This is a genomic window from Georgenia satyanarayanai (genome assembly GCF_009193135.1).
Lineage (GTDB): Bacteria > Actinomycetota > Actinomycetes > Actinomycetales > Actinomycetaceae > Oceanitalea > Oceanitalea satyanarayanai.
Genome location: NZ_VUKC01000005.1, coordinates 118,392 through 135,209, shown reverse-complemented (window position 1 = coordinate 135,209; position 16,818 = coordinate 118,392). Strand labels below are relative to the sequence as shown.

General features: G+C 75.4%; 13 protein-coding genes. 10 read left to right on the top strand and 3 right to left on the bottom strand.

Features of this window, described 5'->3' with window-relative positions:
- From GD632_RS08235 to GD632_RS08195, 9 genes are all read left to right on the top strand, one after another.
- A complete protein-coding gene (locus tag GD632_RS08235) occupies window positions 1-828 on the top strand; it encodes a carbohydrate ABC transporter permease (protein WP_152190833.1) in 828 nt (275 codons plus the stop codon).
- A 39-nt stretch (window positions 829-867) separates the two neighbouring features.
- Window positions 868-2,151 (top strand): ABC transporter substrate-binding protein, encoded by a 1,284-nt coding sequence (locus tag GD632_RS08230; protein WP_152190831.1) that lies wholly within the window; start codon window positions 868-870, stop codon window positions 2,149-2,151.
- A gap of 104 nt (window positions 2,152-2,255) precedes the next feature.
- Window positions 2,256-3,419 (top strand): ADP-ribosylglycohydrolase family protein, encoded by a 1,164-nt coding sequence (locus tag GD632_RS08225; protein WP_152190829.1) that lies wholly within the window; start codon window positions 2,256-2,258, stop codon window positions 3,417-3,419.
- Window positions 3,416-4,798, top strand: coding sequence for an ADP-ribosylglycohydrolase family protein (locus tag GD632_RS08220; protein WP_152190827.1), 1,383 nt, complete (start codon window positions 3,416-3,418; stop codon window positions 4,796-4,798). The genes GD632_RS08225 and GD632_RS08220 overlap by 4 nt, the downstream gene beginning before the upstream one ends.
- Window positions 4,795-5,697 (top strand): ribokinase, encoded by a 903-nt coding sequence (locus tag GD632_RS08215; protein WP_152190825.1) that lies wholly within the window; start codon window positions 4,795-4,797, stop codon window positions 5,695-5,697. Before GD632_RS08220 ends, GD632_RS08215 begins: the two co-directional genes overlap by 4 nt.
- A gap of 15 nt (window positions 5,698-5,712) precedes the next feature.
- Complete coding sequence (locus GD632_RS08210; RefSeq protein ID WP_152190823.1) at window positions 5,713-7,770, top strand: SUMF1/EgtB/PvdO family nonheme iron enzyme; 2,058 nt, start codon at window positions 5,713-5,715, stop codon at window positions 7,768-7,770.
- Complete coding sequence (locus GD632_RS08205) at window positions 7,767-8,975, top strand: CaiB/BaiF CoA transferase family protein (RefSeq protein WP_152190821.1); 1,209 nt, start codon at window positions 7,767-7,769, stop codon at window positions 8,973-8,975. The genes GD632_RS08210 and GD632_RS08205 overlap by 4 nt, the downstream gene beginning before the upstream one ends.
- Complete coding sequence (locus GD632_RS08200; RefSeq protein WP_152190819.1) at window positions 8,972-9,811, top strand: HpcH/HpaI aldolase/citrate lyase family protein; 840 nt, start codon at window positions 8,972-8,974, stop codon at window positions 9,809-9,811. Before GD632_RS08205 ends, GD632_RS08200 begins: the two co-directional genes overlap by 4 nt.
- A gap of 147 nt (window positions 9,812-9,958) precedes the next feature.
- Window positions 9,959-12,421 (top strand): alpha/beta hydrolase-fold protein, encoded by a 2,463-nt coding sequence (locus GD632_RS08195; protein WP_152190817.1) that lies wholly within the window; start codon window positions 9,959-9,961, stop codon window positions 12,419-12,421.
- A 91-nt stretch (window positions 12,422-12,512) separates the two neighbouring features.
- Here GD632_RS08195 and GD632_RS08190 read toward each other — a convergent pair whose 3' ends face one another.
- Window positions 12,513-13,958 (bottom strand): MFS transporter, encoded by a 1,446-nt coding sequence (locus GD632_RS08190; RefSeq protein ID WP_152190956.1) that lies wholly within the window; start codon window positions 13,956-13,958, stop codon window positions 12,513-12,515.
- A gap of 176 nt (window positions 13,959-14,134) precedes the next feature.
- On the opposite strand from GD632_RS08190, the gene GD632_RS08185 reads away from it, so the two are divergent.
- Window positions 14,135-14,689, top strand: a complete 555-nt coding sequence (locus tag GD632_RS08185; RefSeq protein WP_152190814.1) for a TetR/AcrR family transcriptional regulator — start codon at window positions 14,135-14,137, stop codon at window positions 14,687-14,689.
- A gap of 73 nt (window positions 14,690-14,762) precedes the next feature.
- Here GD632_RS08185 and GD632_RS15980 read toward each other — a convergent pair whose 3' ends face one another.
- On the bottom strand, window positions 14,763-15,422 hold the full coding sequence (locus GD632_RS15980; RefSeq protein WP_193311409.1) for a hypothetical protein: 660 nt from the start codon (window positions 15,420-15,422) through the stop codon (window positions 14,763-14,765).
- Window positions 15,423-15,506: 84 nt separating this feature from the next.
- Entirely contained in the window at window positions 15,507-16,787 is a 1,281-nt protein-coding gene (locus GD632_RS08175; protein ID WP_193311408.1) for a glutamyl-tRNA reductase, read from the bottom strand.
- Between the last annotated feature and the right edge of the window lie 31 nt (window positions 16,788-16,818).

Genomic DNA, 16,818 nt, shown 5'->3' with positions numbered 1-16,818 from the left:
ATGCGCACCCTGATCCGCCCCGCCCAGTACGCGGCCCTCGTCGCCTACATCGTCTTCCTCGGCTTCCCGCTCCTGTGGCTCATCTCGGCCTCGTTCAAGTCCTCGGGCGAGCTGAACTCCCTGTCGATCAGCCTGCTCCCCAGCGAGTGGCACTGGGAGAACTACTCCAACGCCCTCGCCCGGCAGGGGCTGGTGCGCTCGGCCGCGAACAGCGCCGCCGTCGCGCTCGTGTCCACGCTGCTCGTCATCGTCATCGCGATGCCGACGGCGTACGTCCTGGCCCGTCTCAAGGGCAAGGTCCGCATGGCCGGGATCGGCTGGATCCTCGTGAGCCAGGTCTTCCCCGTCATCCTCATCATCTTGCCGCTCTTCCTCATCCTGCGGACCCTGGGCCTCACCGACAGCCTCGTCGGCCTCACCCTCGTCCACACGACCTACACGCTGCCCTTCGCGCTGTGGATGCTCCAGGGGTACGTCACGGGGATCCCGGTCGACCTCGAGGAGGCCGGCTCGATGGACGGCGCCGCCCGCCTGCGGGTGCTGCGCTCGATCGTCTTCCCGCTGCTCGTCCCGGGCGTCGTCGCGACCGCGATGTTCTCGTTCGTCTCCTCGTGGAACGAGTTCTTCTTCGCCCTCGTCCTGCTCCAGTCCCCGGAGAACTACACCCTGCCCATCACGCTGAAGATGTTCATCGGCGGCGAGGGCAAGGTGGCGCTCGGTCCGCTGGCGGCCGGCTCGGTCCTGGCCGCGATCCCCAGCATCGTCTTCTTCTCGATCATGCAGCGCAAGCTCGTCGGCGGCCTCATGTCCGGCGCCGTCAAGGGCTGACCCTCAACTCCTCAAACCCATCCCCCGAAAGGTCGACCAATGAAGATCCGTGGAGCCTCCACAGCCGCATGCCTCACGATCGCCGCGCTCACCCTCGCCGCCTGCGGTGGCGGGGACGACGACGGCGGCAGTGCCGACGGGCCGGTGACCCTCACCTTCCAGTCCCTGTCCGACCAGCCCGCCGCCATCGAGGCGACCGAGTCGATCGTCGCGGAGTGGAACGAGGCCAACCCCGACGTCCAGGTCGAGATCGTCCCGGCCGGCTGGGACGGCATCTACGACAAGCTCATCACCCAGTTCAACGGTGGCGCCGCCCCCGACGTCATCCACTACGAGGCCGCGAGCATCGTCCCCTTCGCCCGTGACGGCTACCTCGCCGACCTCTCGGAGCACATGTCCGACGAGCGCCGCGCCGACATCCCCGAGGGCATCCTCGACTCGGTGACCGTCGACGACGAGGTCATCGCCTACCCCACCGAGCTGCAGTCCTACATGGTCTTCGCCAACACCGCCCTCCTCGAGGAGGCGGGCGTCGAGGTCCCCACCGGGGAGACGATGACGTGGGAGCAGCTGCGGGAGATCGCCCAGGCGACGACGTCGGGTGACACCTACGGCCTCGGCTGGGGCCTGGCGAGCCCGACCGCCGCGTTCATGTCCTTCGCCCCCGGCTTCGGCGGCACCTTCTTCGAGGGCACCGGCACCGACGCCAGCATCACGGTCGGTGAGGGCGAGCTGGCGGTGCCCGAGCTCGTCCACACGATGGCCTTCGAGGACGAGACGGTCCTGCCGGTCACCCTCACCCAGTCCGGCTCGGAGGTCCTCGCCTCCTTCTACGCCGGCCAGATCGCCATGACGGTCCAGGGCTCGTTCCAGGCCGCGAACATCGCGACCGACGCCCCCGAGGGCTTCGAGTGGACCGTGCTGCCCCCGCTCGAGGGCCCGCAGGGCGCCGGCCAGGCCGCCAACCCGCAGACCCTCTCGGTCAACATCGACTCCGAGCACGTCGAGGAGTCGGCCGAGTTCATCGAGTTCTTCACCGAGACGGAGAACCTCGCCGCCCTCAACGAGGCCGACGCCCTCATCCCCGCGACGACCTCCGCGCAGGAGCACATGGCCGAGACGCTCGGCGACGAGAACGGCTGGGCGACCATCCTCTCCTCCGGCCAGCACCTCGTCTCCGCGCCGTACCTCTTCGTCGACGCGTACGCACAGTGGAAGGACACCGTGGCCACGCCCGCCTTCCAGCGCTACCTCGCGCAGGAGATCGACACCGCCGGCCTCGGCACGCAGCTCGAGGAGGGCTGGACCGAGATCACCGGCTGACCCGGCGCGGGGCGGCCCGTCCACCGGGCCGCCCCGCGGCACCCGGCCGCCCCCGCGGCCACCGCACCAACGGCAACACGCAACACGAGGCAGGGAGTAGATCTGTGAGCTGGCTGGACGATCGATGCGTGGCGGTGATCACCGGCGCCGCCGTCGGGGACGCCCTGGGGGGAGCCACCGAGGGGTGGACACCGGAGCAGATCGAGGAGCGGCACGGCGGCCGGGTGCGCGGCATCGTCGGCCCCTGGTACGCCGACTGGCGCACCGCGCGTCCGATCGCGCCGTACCACAAGGGTGACGGGCACATCACCGACGACACCCTCATGACGCAGGCGCTCGTCGAGGTCTACGCCAGGCGCCGTGACCACCTCGACGCGTACGCCGTCGCCGAGGACCTCGTCCCGCTCATGATCGGCGAGCCGCGCTGGGTCCCGGAGCTGGAGAGCGAGGCGCTCCTCCTCCAGCGGGTCTTCCTCGCCGAGAAGTGGATCGTCGCCCGCCTCCACTACGGGCACGTCGACCCGCGCGAGGCCGGGGTCGGCAACGTCGTCAACTGCGGCGCGGCCATGTACATGGCACCGGTGGGGCTGGCCAACGCCGGTGACCCGCGCGCCGCCTACGCCGAGGCGATCGACGTCGCCGGCGCCCACCAGTCGAGCTACGGGCGCGAGGCCGCCGGCGTCTTCGCCGCGATGGTCGCCGCGGCCGTCACCCCCGGCGCGAGCGTCGACGACGTCACCCGGGCCGCCCTCGACGTCGCCCACGACGGGACCGCCGCCGCCCTGCGCGCCGTCGTCGACGCCGTCGCCGGCCGCGACGTGCCGACGGACGACGACGGCGAGCGCGAGCTGGCCCGTGTCGTCCGCGAGGCCGTGGCGCCCTACGACTCCGTGGGCCCGGAGTACCGGCAGATGTCGATGGACGCCCGCCGGCCCTCCCGCACGAAGTCGATCGAGGAGCTGCCCGCCGCCCTGGGCTTCGTCCTCGGCCACCGCGGCGACTTCCGCGGAGCCGTCCTCGGCGCCGTCAACTACGGCCGCGACGCCGACTCGATCGCCGTCATGGCCGGTGCCGTGTGCGCAGGCCTCGGGGGGACCGAGGTGGTCCCCACCGAGTGGCTCGACGAGATCGAGACCGCCAGCCGCACCGATGTGCGCGCCACCGGCCGCCTCATGGCCTCCGTGGCCGCCGACATCCTCCGCGCCGACGGCGAGCGCGCCCGCGCCCGGGCCGCCGCCCTCGAGCAGCTGGAGGGGGCGCCGGCATGAGGCTGACCTGGGCCCAGCCCGAGGACCTCCTCGCGCACGAGCTCGTCCAGTCCGCGGCGGAGGGCCGCGACGTCACCGCCGTCCGCGAGCGCTGGGTAGCGGCCGGCGGGGACCCCGCCCCGGCCGTGAGCGGCGCCGGACCGGTACCCGCTCCCCCGGCGCTGCGCGCCCTGGCCCGCGAGCTCCTCGACCAGCTCGCCGCCGCCCCCGCCCCGCCGGCGCCTGCCGAGCCGGACGACTGGGAGGAGATCGCCGCCCTCCTGCCGCCCGCCCCGCAGCTCGTCGGCCGTCCCGACGACGCCGCCTACCGCGAGCGCCTCGTCGGCGCCTGGACCGGGCGCGCGGCCGGGTGCCTGCTCGGCAAGCCGGTGGAGAAGATCCCCCGGCAGGGCATCGAGGAGATCCTGCGAGCGACCGGCCGGTGGCCGCTGGACCGCTGGTTCACCGCCGTCGGCCTGCCCGACGACGTCGCGGCCCGCTGGCCCTGGAACCGCCGCTCGGCCCCGACGTCGCTGGAGGAGAACATCTCCGGCATGCCCGAGGACGACGACCTCAACTACCCGATCCTCGCGCTCGCGCTCCTCGAGAAGCACGGGCACGGGTTCACCACCGAGGACGTCGCCCAGCTGTGGCTCGACAACCTTCCCGCCGGGCGGGTCTTCACCGCCGAGCGGGCCGCCTACCGCAACATCCTCGACGCGCGCCCCGTGCCGGAGACCGCCACCCACCACAACCCCTTCCGGGAGTGGATCGGGGCGCTCATCCGCACCGACCTCTACGGCTGGGTGCTGCCCGGCGACGTCCGCGCCGCGGCGCGCCTCGCCTGGGCCGACGCCCGCCTCAGCCACACCCGCAACGGGATCTACGGCGCGCTGTGGGCCGCGGCCCTCGGCGCGGCGACGATGGTGTGCGACAGCGTCGAGGAGGTCCTCGACGCGGCCGACGCCGCCGTCCCGCCCGCCAGCCGCCTCGCCGCGGCCATCGGCCTCGGCCGGGAGGCGGGGGCCGCCTGCGACGGCAGCGAGCCGTCGGTGCGGGAGGGGCTGGACCGGCTCCACGCCGCCTACGGCGACCTCCACTGGGTCCACACGCTGGGCAACGCCGCGACGATCGCCTTCGCGCTCACCGCGGGCCGCGGTGACTTCGGGGCAAGTGTCTCCCTGGCCGTCATGGCCGGCTGGGACACCGACTCCGCCGGGGCGACGGTCGGCGCCGTCGTCGGCGGCCTCCTGGGGGCCGACGGCATCGGCGAGCGGTGGACCGCCCCGCTCGAGGGCCGCATCGCCACCTCGCTGCCCGGCGGGGAGCAGCCCGTCACCGGCCTCGCCGAGCGCACCCTCGCCCTGGCCGTCCCGCTCGCCGCGGCGGTGACCCCGTGAGCGCCGGGCGCGTCGTCGTCGTCGGGTCGGCGAACGTCGACCTCGTCGTCCCCGTGCCGCGCCACCCGGCCGGCGGGGAGACGGTGCTCGGGGGCACGCTCGAGCGCCACCCCGGCGGCAAGGGCGCCAACCAGGCCGTCGCCGCCGCCCGGGCGGGCGGGGCGGACACGACTTTCGTCGGTGCCCTCGGCGAGGACGAGTCCGGCGAGCTGCTCCACGCGTCCCTCGCGGGCGCGGGCGTGCGCACCGACCTCGTCGCGCGGGTCGCCGAGCCCACCGGCACCGCGCTCATCTCGGTGGACCCGGGCGGTGAGAACACGATCATCGTCGCGCCGGGCGCCAACTCCCTCGTGGCGGTCGGCCCCGAGCAGGCCGGACGGCTCGCCGAGGCGGACGTCGTCCTCGCCCAGCTCGAGATCCCCCTCGCGGCCATCCTCGCGGCCGCGGCAGCCCGCCGCGCCGGCGCGCTGCTCGTCCTCAACGCCGCCCCCTCCCGCGAGCTGCCGGAGGAGGTGTGGTCCGCCGTCGACGTCCTCGTCGTCAACGAGCACGAGGCGGCCGACCTTTCCGGAGGCGGCGCCGAGCCGGTGGACCTGGCGCGCGCGCTGCTCGCCCGGGTGCCCGCCGTCGTCGTCACGCTCGGCGGGGCCGGGAGCCTCGTCGCCGAGCGCGACGGTGAGCCCGTCCACGTGCCCGCGTTCCCGGTCGCGCCCGTCGACACGACGGGGGCCGGGGACACGTTCTGCGGCGTGCTCGCCGCCGCCCTCGCCGGTGGTGCCCCCCTCACCGACGCGGCCCGGCTCGCCGCCGCGGCGGGTGCGCTCGCCACCACCGCCCCCGGCGCCCAGGAGTCCGTCCCCACCGCGGCAGCCGTCGCGGACCTCGCGCGCCCCCGCTGAGCCCAGAAAGGCGTCATGTACACGTTCGACCCGCTCGTCCCGCGGCCCATCGACCAGCCCACCGAGGTGCCCCTGGGTGGGCTCACCACCGAGCAGTCCACGGCGCTGGACGAGGCGAAGATCTTCGTCGGGCCGCCCGACCCGGCCGACCGGCCGGCGTGGCGTGAGGCCCTGCACCGCTGGCGGGAGGACGCCCGCGAGCGCCACGGGTACCGCGGCGCCGCCTACGAGCGGCCCGGGGCTGCCTGGGCGGCGCGCTGCCACACGGTGGCGCAGGTGTGGCTGTGGGACGAGCTGCTCTACTCCTTCGCGGAGCACCGCTTCACCCCCGAACGCTTCCTGGCCGACGCCCGCGAGCGCTTCGGCGGGCTCGACGCCGTCGTCCTGTGGCACGCGTACCCGGTCATCGGGATCGACGACCGCAACCAGTGGGACTACTACCGCGACGTCCCGGGCATCGTCGAGCTCGTCCGCGAGCTGCACGACGCCGGCCTGCACGTGTTCGTCGACTACAACCCGTGGGACACCGGCACCCGCCGCGGCGCCGACGACGTCACCGAGCTCGCCGACGTCGTCTCCTGGCTGGGCGCGGACGGCGTCTTCCTCGACACACTCAAGAAGGCCGAGCCCGAGCTCGTCGCGCGGCTCGAGGAGGCCCGGCCCGGGATCGTCCTCGAGGGCGAGTCGAAGCTCGCCGTCGAGCGCATCGAGGACCACTCCTCCTCGTGGGCGCAGTTCTTCGCCGACTCCCCCGTGCCGGGGGTGCTGCGCGCGCACTGGTACGAGCGCCGCCACATGCAGCACCACGTGCGCCGCTGGCACCGCGACCACTCCGAGGAGCTGCAGTCCGCGTGGCTCAACGGCGTGGGCGTCATGGTCTGGGAGGTCGTCTTCGGCGTGTGGGTCGGCTGGACGCCGCGCGACGCCGCGACCGTGGCCCGGATGGTCGCCGTGCAGCGCGCCGCGGGTGACCTCCTCCTCGCGGGCCGGTGGACCCCGCTCACCGGGCTCACGCCGCAGGCGGAGGCCGCCGGCGTCTACGCCTCCCGCTGGGAGCACGAGGGCCTCACCCTGTGGACCCTCGTCAACCGCGGCGAGGAGGACTGGACCGGTCCCGTCCTGCCCGACGGCGCCGTCACCGGCGGCCACCTCCTCCCCCTCACCGGCGACGACGGCGCGGGCGCGCCTCTCGTCCCGGCCCGCGGGATCGCCGCGCTGCTCCACGTCGCCGACGGCGCCACCGAGCCGCAGTGGCTGGCCCCGCTCCGCGAGGAGCTCGCCCACCGCCCCCACGTGCCCGACGCCCGCTTCCAGCACCGGGTGGCCCGCCGCCTGGCGCCCGCCGGCCCCCTCCCCGCCGACAGCCGACTTCCCGCCGACAGCCGACTTCCCGCCGACAGCCGACTTGCCGACGGCGCACCGCCGGCCGCCGTCGTCGTCCCCGCGGGCGAGCACGTCCTCACCGTGCGCCACCGCGCCCGCGAGACCGGCATGTACCAGGGCGCGCCCTACGTCGACGAGTGGAAGCCGCTGCCACCGCGGCTGCACGACGCGCGCACCCTCCAGCGGGAGGTCACGCTCCCCGTCCCGGTCGCCGTCGCGGTCAGCGAGGTGACCAACGAGGAGTTCGCCGCCTTCCTCGACGCGACCGGTTACGTGCCGGCCGTCGCCCACCGGTTCCTCGCCCACTGGCTCGAGGGCCGACCGGCACCGGGCACCGAGGACGAGCCGGTGACCTTCGTCGACCTCGCCGACGCACGCGCCTGCTGCGCGTGGCGCGGCGGTCGCCTCCCGAGCGAGGACGAGTGGCAGCTGGCCGGGGAGACCGGCCGGCTGCACCGCGGCACCCCCGCCGTGTGGAGCTGGACCGAGAGCGAGCACAGCGACGGCCGCACCCGCTTCGTCATCCTCAAGGGCGGCAGCGACTACCGCGCCGAGGGCTCGGACTGGTACGTCGAGGGCGGCGTCCACGCCCCGGACCACTCGCTCAAGTACCTCCTGCCGGGACTCGGCACGGCCCGCTCGGCGACCATCGGCTTCCGCTGCGCCTGGGACGTGGAGGTGGCCCGATGACCGTCTCCCGCGACCCCGCCGCCGGCGCGCTGAGCGGCCTGCGCGTCGTCGACGCCTCCACCCTCTTCGCCGGCCCGATGGCAGCGATGCACCTGGGCGACATGGGCGCCGACGTCGTCAAGGTCGAGCACCCGGCCAGGCCCGACCCGTCCCGCAGCCACGGCGCCGCCAAGGAGGGGGTCAACCTGTGGTGGAAGACGCTGGGCCGGAACAAGCGCACCGTCACCGCCAACCTCGGCAGCGAGGGTGGGCGGGAGGTGTTCCTCGCACTCGCCGAGCACGCCGACGTCGTCATCGAGAACTTCCGCCCCGGCACCCTGGAGCGGTGGGGCCTGGGCTACGAGGAGCTGTCCGCGCGCAACCCGCGGCTCGTCCTCGCCCGGGTCAGCGGCTTCGGGCAGGTGGGGCCCTACCGGACGCGTCCCGGCTTCGGGACGCTCGCCGAGGCGATGAGCGGCTTCGCGGCGATGACCGGCGAGCCGGACGGCCCGCCCACCCTGCCGCCCTTCGGGCTCGCCGACGGCGTCGCCTCGCTCGCCACCGCCTTCGCCGTCATGGTCGCGCTGCAGGCGCGGGAGCGGACGGGCCAGGGCCAGGTGGTCGACATGGCGATCATCGAGCCGATCCTGGCGATGCTCGGCCCGCAGATCACCCGGTGGGACCAGCTGGGCACCGTGCAGCCGCGCACCGGCAACCGGTCGGCGAACAACGCGCCGCGCAACACCTACCGGACGCGCGACGGGCAGTGGGTGGCGGTGTCCACCTCGGCGCAGTCGATCGCCGAGCGCGTCATGCGCCTGGTGGGCCGGCCCGAGCTCATCGACGAGCCGTGGTTCGCGCGCGGGGCGGACCGGGCGGCGCACGCCGACGTGCTCGACGACGCCGTGGGCGGCTGGATCGCCGAGCGCTCGCGCGATGAGGTGGTCGCCGCCTTCGAGGAGGCCCAGGCCGCCGTCGCGCCGATCTACGACGCGCAGGACATCGTCGCCGACCCGCAGTTCCAGGCGCTCGGCACCCTCCACGAGATCGAGGACCCCGAGCTGGGACCGATGCTCATGCAGGGGCCGCTGTTCCGCCTCTCCGGCGCCGACGGCGTCATCCGCTTCACCGGCCGGCCGCACGGCGCGGACACCGAGTCCGTGCTCGAGGAGCTCGGCTACACCGCCGAGCGCGTGGCCGCGCTGCGGGAGGAGGGGGCGGTATGAGCCTGCCGCCGCCGCTCACGCTGCTCTACGTCCCGGGCGACCGCCCCGACCGGGTGGCCAAGGCGCTGGCCTCCTCGGCCGACGCCGTCATCGTCGACCTCGAGGACGCCGTCGCACCGGTCGCCAAGGACGCGGCGCGACGCACCGTGGCGGACCTGCTCGGCTCCCTGCCGCCGGGTCGCACGGTCCAGGTGCGCGTCAACGCCGCGGGGATGCCGTGGCACGCCGACGACGTCGCGACCGTTGCCGCGCTCCCTCGCGAGGTCGGGCTGCGGCTGCCCAAGGCCGAGCACCCGGCGGCGGTGGACGCACTCGTCTCCCGGATGAGGGGACGCGAGGTCCACCTGCTCGTGGAGTCCGCACTCGGGGTGGAGCGGGCCTTCGCGCTCGCGACGGTCCCCGGGGTGTCGTCGATCGGGCTCGGGGAGGCGGACCTGCGCTCGGAGCTGCGCGTGGACGACGACGCCGGGCTCGCCTGGGTCCGCAGCCGGATCGTGGTCGCCGCGCGGGCCGCCCGGCTGCCCTCCCCCGTCATGTCGGTCTACCCGCACGTGCGGGACCTGCCCGGGCTGGCCGAGTCGTGCCGGGCCGGGCGGCGGCTCGGCTTCAGCGGCCGCACCGCGATCCACCCCGCCCAGCTCGACACGATCCGCGAGGCCTTCCTGCCGAGCGCCGAGGAGGTGGCCCGGGCACGGGAGGTGGTCGCCCGGGTCGAGGGCGCCGTCGCCGCCGGCACCGGAGCCCTCGTGCTCGCCGACGGGACCTTCCTCGACGTCGCCATGGTCGAGCGCGCCCGCGCCACCCTCGCCCTCGCCAGCCAGCACGGCCACCCCTGACCCGCCCGCCATTCCCCACCGACCTCCGCCCACAGCCGACCCACCGCCGTCCAGCTCCTTCCCCGCCGCAGCAACGCCGCCCCGGCCCCAGACCACTCGCCCTCACCCCGAGCGCGAGCCCCCACCGGTCCCACCAAGGAGAACCTGATGTCCCCAGCCCGTCTCCGACGGCGACTGGCGGTGACGGCAGCAGTCGCCGTCGTCGCCGGAGCGTCGCTCACCCTGCCCGCGCTCGCCGCCGAGCAGGGCACGCTCGTCGACGCCCAGGCCACCGGCACCGCCGCCGGCACGGTCGACTACACGGTCTACCTCCCGCCCGGCTACGACGGCAGCACCGACCGCTACCCCACCGTCTACCTGCTCCACGGCCGCGGCGACACCCAGGCCGCGTGGCAGCGGGTCGCCACCGACCTGGACGAGCTCATCACCTCCGGTGAGCTCCAGCCCGTCGTCGCCGTCATGCCCGACGCCCCGTGGAACGACCGCGGCAGCTGGTACACCGACTCCCTCTACACCGGCGACGCCACCTCCGGCCCGGGCCTGCCCGTCGAGACGGCCATCGCCGAGGACCTCGTCGACCACGTCGACGCCACCTACCGCACCGTCGCGCACCGCGAGGCCCGCGCCGTCGGCGGCTACTCCATGGGCGGGGCGGGCGCGCTGCGCCTGGCTCTGGCCCACCAGGAGGACTTCTCCGCGGGCATCGTGCTCAGCCCCGCCGCGTACGTGCCCCAGCCCCCGGCCGACTCCTCGGTCCGGGACTACGGCGCCTACGGCGTCGGCGACGCACTCTTCGACGCGGACCGCTACACCGAGCTCTCCTACCCGACGGCGCTGGGGTCCCTCGACCCCGCGCTGCCGGTGCACCTGTTCGTCGCCGTCGGCGACGACGAGTGGCCCAACCCGGACCCCGCTGAGGCGCAGCACGACATCGACCTCGAGTCGGCCCAGCTCTACAACACCGCCCGGCGCGTGCCGGGCGTGACGGCGGAGCTGCGGGTCCTCGACGGCGGGCACGACTGGGACGTGTGGCAGCCGGCCTTCCGCGAGGCGATCGTCGACGTCGGGCAGCGCCTGCGGACCGAGCCGGCCGCGACGTGGGACGCCGAGCTCCTCGGCTCGGTGGGTGACGACCGCGCGGGCGGGGTCGTCGAGACGGCCGACGGCGGGAGCGTCGTCGCGCTCAACCTCGCCGGCGCGTGGGACGGCGACGAGCCGGCGGGCGGGATGGACACCCTCCTCGTGCGCCGTGCGGCGGACGGCACGAAGACGTGGCGGCACGCGATCGCGACCGGCGCGAACGACCGCGCCTACGGCGTCGTCACCGGCACCGGCGACGGCGTCGTCGTGGGCGGGTACACCCGCGGCAGCCTCGCCACGGGCGAGGCGGACACCCAGGACGACGCCTTCGTCGCGGCGGTCGACGCCGACGGCGGGCGCACCTGGACCCTCGAGCTCGGTGACCCGGCCGCGGCCGACCGGTTCTACGCCGTCGCCCCGGACGGTGACGGGGGAACGTACGTCGCCGGGTACACGAGCGGCAGCTTCGCCGGCACCGCGAACGCCGGGGACAAGGACGCCGTGCTCGCGCGCGTCTCCGCGGCCGGCGAGCTGCTGTGGAGCACCCAGCTGGGTGGCTCGGGTGAGGACAAGGCCATGGCGGTCGCGCTGACGAGCGACGGGGACGTCGTCGTCGGCGGTGTGGACGGAGCGGGGCTGCCCGGTGCCGAGCACCTCGGCTCCGGTGACGGCTGGGTCGCCCGCTACGGCCCCGACGGCGACCAGCGGTGGGTCCGGTCCGTCGCCACCGCGGAGAACGACATGGTGAGCGGCCTCGTGCCGCTGGCCGGCGGCGCGGTCCTGGCCGTCGGGCAGACCAGGGGCGTGCTCGGGGAGGCGGCGCTCGGCGACAACGACATCGTCGTCCGGGCCCTGACCGCCGACGGCGAGGAGTCCTGGACGCTGCAGACCGGCACGTCCACCGACGACCGTGGCGTCACCGGCGTCCCCACCGCCGACGGCGCCGCACTGGTCCTCGCGACGACCGACGGCGCGATGGGCGAGCCGCTGGGTGGCGTGGACGTCGTCGCGCTGCCGGTGTCGGCCGACGGCGTGGCCGGTGAGCCGCTCCAGCTCGGCTCGCGCGAGCGTGACGGCGCGGACGAGTGGGACGAGGCGAACCTCTACGCGGCGGCCGGGACGGAGGGCACGTGGCTGAGCGGGCTCACCTTCGGCGCGCCCGAGGGCGCGGTCAACGCCGGGGCGGGCGACGTCTTCGTCATGCAGCTGGCGTCCGTGCCCGGCGAGGAGCCGACCGAGGAGCCGACGACGGCGCAACCGACCGACGAGCCGACGACGGAGGAGCCGACGACCGGCGAGCCGGTCCCCACGCCCACCGACGCCCCCGGCACCCCGACCGCCCCGCCCACCACGGACGGCCCGGGCGCCGGTCCCACCGCGGGCACGCCCGGCCCAGGACAGCCGGCCGAGGGCGCGCACGCGGGTGGCCTCGCGTCGACCGGCGCCGCCGTGCTCGGTGCGGGCGTGCTCGCGCTCCTGCTCGCGGCGGCCGGCGCGGTGCTCGTGACGCGGCGCCGGGCGCCCGCCTGACCCCGGCCGGCCTTCCCGCACCGTGCGCCCCGTGTGCCACCGGTCGACCGGACGCAAGGGGCGCACGGTGCGGGAGGAGGCTGCCGGCGCGCTACTCGGCGCTGCGCAGCGCCCGCAGCGCGATGACCGCCGCGACGATCATGAGCACGACGCCGATCGCCGAGGTGATGACGACCCCGGAGTCGAAGGCGTGCCGGGCCGACTCGAGCAGCGTCTGCGCCACCGGGTCGGGCAGCCCGCCCGCCACCTCGGTGGCCCCGCCGAGGGTCTCCCCCGCCGCCCGCGCGTCGTCGCCCACGACCGAGTCCGGGACGACGACGTTCGTCCGGTAGACCGCGGTGAGGATGCTGCCGAGCACCGCCGTCCCGAGGACCGCGCCGAGCTCGTAGGCCGTCTCCGACACCGCGGACGCGGCGCCCGCCTTGGCGGCCGGGACGCTGGAGAGGATGAGGTCGTTGGAGATCGTCTCCGCCGCACCCACCCCGGCGCCGAGGACCATGAACGCGACGAGCAGCCCGACGTCGGAACCCGCCGACCCGCTCGCGAGGACCAGCCCGTACCCGACGGCGTTGAGGAGGAGGCCGCCGGCGACGACACGGGCCGGACGGACGTGCCGGACGACGCGCACGACGGCGAGACCCGCGACCACGGTGACGACCAGCCCCGGCACGAGGACCAGACCCGCCTCCATGGGCGTGCGCCCGCTGACGAGCTGGAGGTGCTGGGAGACGAAGAAGAGGAAGCCGACCATCGAGAAGACGCTGAGGAGGTTCGCCGCGACCGAGCCGCTGAAGACCGGGTTGGCGAAGAGCCGCACGTCGAGGAGCGGCACCGGCCGGCGCAGCTGGCGGCGGACGAAGGCGTGGCCGAGGGTGAGCGCGAGGACGATCGCGAGCACCGCCGTCGTCGTCGGGCCGCTCTCGGCGACCCGCTTGATGCCGTAGACGAGCGGGACCATGGCACCGAGGGACAGCGCGATGCTCACCGGGTCCACCGGCCCGGGCTCCGGGTCACGCGACTCGGGCACGAGCACGGGGCCGAGGACGAGCAGCGGCACGAGCACGGGCACGGCGAGGAGGAAGACCGAGCCCCACCAGTAGTGCTCGAGGAGGAACCCGCCGACGATCGGCCCGAGCGCCGCGCCGCCGGAGAACCCGGCCGCCCAGATCGCGATGGCCGTCCGCCGCTGGACGGGGTCGGTGAAGATGTTCCGGATGAGGGAGAGCGTCGCGGGCATGAGCATCGCCCCGAAGAAGCCGAGGGCGGCGCGCGCGGCGATGAGGAGCGGCGCGCTCGGCGCGAAGGCGGCGACCGCGGAGACGACGGCGAAGCCCGTCGCCCCGATGAGCAGCAGCCGGCGGCGGCCCACCCGGTCCCCGAGGCTGCCCATCGGCACGAGCAGACCGGCCAGGACGAGCGGGTAGACGTCGACGATCCACAGCAGCTCGGTGCCGCCGGGACGCAGCGACTCGGAGATCGACGGGACCGCGAAGCTGAGGACGGTGTTGTCGACCGCGACGAGCAGCACGGGGAGCATGAGGACGACGAGGGCCGCCCAGGGGCGGGCCGCGGGCGAGCTCGGCGAGAGGGCACGGGAGGAGGTGGTCGAGGCCAAGGTGGTGCTCCGGTGACGCGGGTGACGGGCGCAGGAGTGCGCCGCCGACAACTGTACCGTCTGGACGGTTTGACGTCACTGTGGGTAGCGTCTCCCCCATGTCGGCACGAGACAAGGTCCTGGACGCCTTCGAGGAGCTCCTCGTCACCGAGGGGGCGCGGGCGACGACGCTCGACGCCGTCGCCGCGCGGGCGGAGGTCTCCAAGGGTGGGCTGCTCTACCACTTCAGGAGCAAGGACGCGCTGGTCGAGGGCCTGCTCGAGCGTCTCACCGGGCTCGCCGCCGCCGACACCGAGAAGATGGCCGCCGACCCGCGCGGCCCGTCCGCGTACTACGTCGACACCTCCGTCGCCGACGGCTCCCCGCTCGACCGGACGATGGTCGCCGCCGCCGGGCTCGCCCAGGAGGCCAACCCCCGGGCGCGCGAGGCGCTGCACGAGGTCCACCGCGGCTGGTTCCGGCTCATCCTCGAGGAGGTGGGCGACCGCGCGATCGCGCGCGCCATCGTCCTGCTCGGGGACGGGCTGTACTACAACGCCGTCCTCGCCGGGGCGATCGCCTCCGACGAGGTCGCCGGCACCGAGCCGCAGGACCGCGCCGAGCTCCTCGAGGTGGTCGCGCTCCTCAAGCGGGAGGCGTCCGCGCGCCGCTGAGCGGTCGCCGGCCCGCGTGAGGTGTGGACTCCTCGACCTCTGCGGTCGGGAAGTCCAGTGAGCGACGACGGCGTCAGCGCGGGTGGAGCACCTCGACCTCCCCGGTGGCGGGGTCGGTGAGCGTCACCGGGGAGTCCACGGTCAGGTCGATGGCCACCGGCTCGCCCCACACCCGGACGTGGAGGACCGCCCCCGGCTCGGCCTCAGCGACGCGACGGCGCAGCAGCGCGACGTCGAGGTCCGCGCCGTCCCGCACCTCCCACGACTGGGAGCCGACGGCGAGGACGTAGCGCCGCGCCGTCGTCGTCTCCCGCTGGCTGCTGCCCCTCAGGGCGATGCCGAAGATCGTCGCGGGCGGCGGGGAGAGCTCGTCGGTGGGTGGCCGGCCGGTGGGCTCGCCCTCCCCGGCCCAGATCCGCAGCTGCCCGTCGCGCTCGACGACCCGGCCCGGCGCGACGACCGTCGCCCGGCCGGCCGCCTCGATCTGCGGGAGCAGGGGCGGGGCGTGGTCGGGTGGCACGAAGCCGACGATGACGTTGCGCCACACGACGACGACGCGCCCCTCCGCCCCCGCCGAGAGCTCCAGGTGGGCGGCCACGACGGAGCGGGAGCGGTCGGCTCCCCCGAGCGCGGTGCCGATCGCGCGCTGCATCGCGCCGGCCTCGGCCACCCAGAAGCCGGGGCCGATGTCGGCGGGAACCTCGGCGGAGCGCCAGCGGTCGAAGAGTCTCACGGGGCCATCATCCCCGACGACGCGCGCTGGGGCCCCCGCGCGCTGTCGGCGCGAGCGGCGGGCGCTCGCGCCGGCCAGAGCCGGTCAGTTGAGGGCGGCGACGGGCACGGACAGGCCGAGGACCTGCTCGAGGGCGCGCACGTGCTCCTCGGCGCGGCCGTCGCGGGCGGCGGTGCGGGCGTGGACGGTCGGCGTGTGGAGCAGGCGTGCGGCGAGCCGCCGCAGCGCGCGGGCGGCGTCGTCGGAGGACACCTGGCCACCGGCCGGCAGACGCGAGAGCTCGTCGGCCACCGCGTCCTCCACCCGGCGGCGCAGCGCGACCACGGCCTCGTCGACCGCGCGGCTGGCGAGGTCCTCACCGAGCCGCTCGACCCCGCGCGCCACGAGCTCGCGGGCGCGGTCGACCTCCATCGCCGTCGTCGTCGGCAGGCCGCGGCGCACGGTCTCGAGGTCGACGAGCCGCACCCCCGGCAACTGCCCCACGGCCGGGTCGACGTCCCGGCCCAGGGCGAGGTCGACGACGACGAGCTCCCCCGCCCCCGGACGGTCGCGCAGCGCCGCGGTGACGGTCGTGACGTCGAGCACCACCGTGCCCGTCCCCCGGCAGGTCACGACGACGTCGGCGCCGGCGAGGGCGGCGGCGAGGTCGGTGACGGCGACGGCGTCGTGGCTCTCGGCGAAGCTCGCGGCGCGCCCGGAGGCGGACCACACCGCGACCTCCTCGACGCCGCGGGCGCGCAGGGCCGCGAGCGCGACTCCGGCGTACGCACCCGTGCCGACGAGCAGGGCGCGGTCCCCGGCCAGCGTGCGGCCGGCGAGGTCGAGGGCGACGGACGCGACCGAGGCGCCGGCGCGGGCGAGGTCGGTCTCCACGGCCACCTCGCGGGAGGTGCGGGAGGCGTGCTGGAAGGTCCGCTCGAGCAGGGGCGTCGTCAGCCCGACCCCGCGTGCGGCGTCCAGGGACCGCCGCACCTGCCCGACGATCTCCCGTTCACCGACGACCATCGAGTCCAACCCGCTCGCCACCTCGAACAGGTGCCGGGTGGCGGCGTCGCCGGAGAGCGCGACGGTGTGCTCGGACACCTCGGAGGGGCACAGCCCGCTCGCCCGCGCGACGGCGTGACGGGCGTGCTCGGCGGCGGCCACCGGGTCCTCGGCGTCGAGGTAGACCTCCAGGCGGTTGCACGTCGACAGGACGACGGCGCCGCCGATCCCGCAGTCCGCGGCCGGGTCGAGCGAACCGGCACCGGGCGCGGCGTGGTCGGCGAGGACGGCGAGGAGCCGGTCGGCCCCGGCCGCGCTGAGCCGGTCGACGTCCGCCAGCCCCGCGTGGCGGTGGTTGGCCGAGATGACTGCAAGGGTCACGAGACTCCCCCTGGGAACCGCTGGTCGGAGG

Bases quoted from the DNA above. Each gene is read 5' to 3' on its own strand.
- GD632_RS08205 (WP_152190821.1), top strand. From the start codon at position 7,767: ATGACCGTCTCCCGCGACCCCGCCGCCGGCGCGCTGAGCGGCCTGCGC.
- GD632_RS08185 (WP_152190814.1), top strand. From the start codon at position 14,135: ATGTCGGCACGAGACAAGGTCCTGGACGCCTTCGAGGAGCTCCTCGTC.
- GD632_RS08235 (WP_152190833.1), top strand. From the start codon at position 1: ATGCGCACCCTGATCCGCCCCGCCCAGTACGCGGCCCTCGTCGCCTAC.
- GD632_RS08195 (WP_152190817.1), top strand. From the start codon at position 9,959: ATGTCCCCAGCCCGTCTCCGACGGCGACTGGCGGTGACGGCAGCAGTC.
- GD632_RS08230 (WP_152190831.1), top strand. From the start codon at position 868: ATGAAGATCCGTGGAGCCTCCACAGCCGCATGCCTCACGATCGCCGCG.
- GD632_RS08190 (WP_152190956.1), bottom strand. From the start codon at position 13,958: ATGCTCCCCGTGCTGCTCGTCGCGGTCGACAACACCGTCCTCAGCTTC.
- GD632_RS08220 (WP_152190827.1), top strand. From the start codon at position 3,416: ATGAGGCTGACCTGGGCCCAGCCCGAGGACCTCCTCGCGCACGAGCTC.
- GD632_RS08200 (WP_152190819.1), top strand. From the start codon at position 8,972: ATGAGCCTGCCGCCGCCGCTCACGCTGCTCTACGTCCCGGGCGACCGC.
- GD632_RS08210 (WP_152190823.1), top strand. From the start codon at position 5,713: ATGTACACGTTCGACCCGCTCGTCCCGCGGCCCATCGACCAGCCCACC.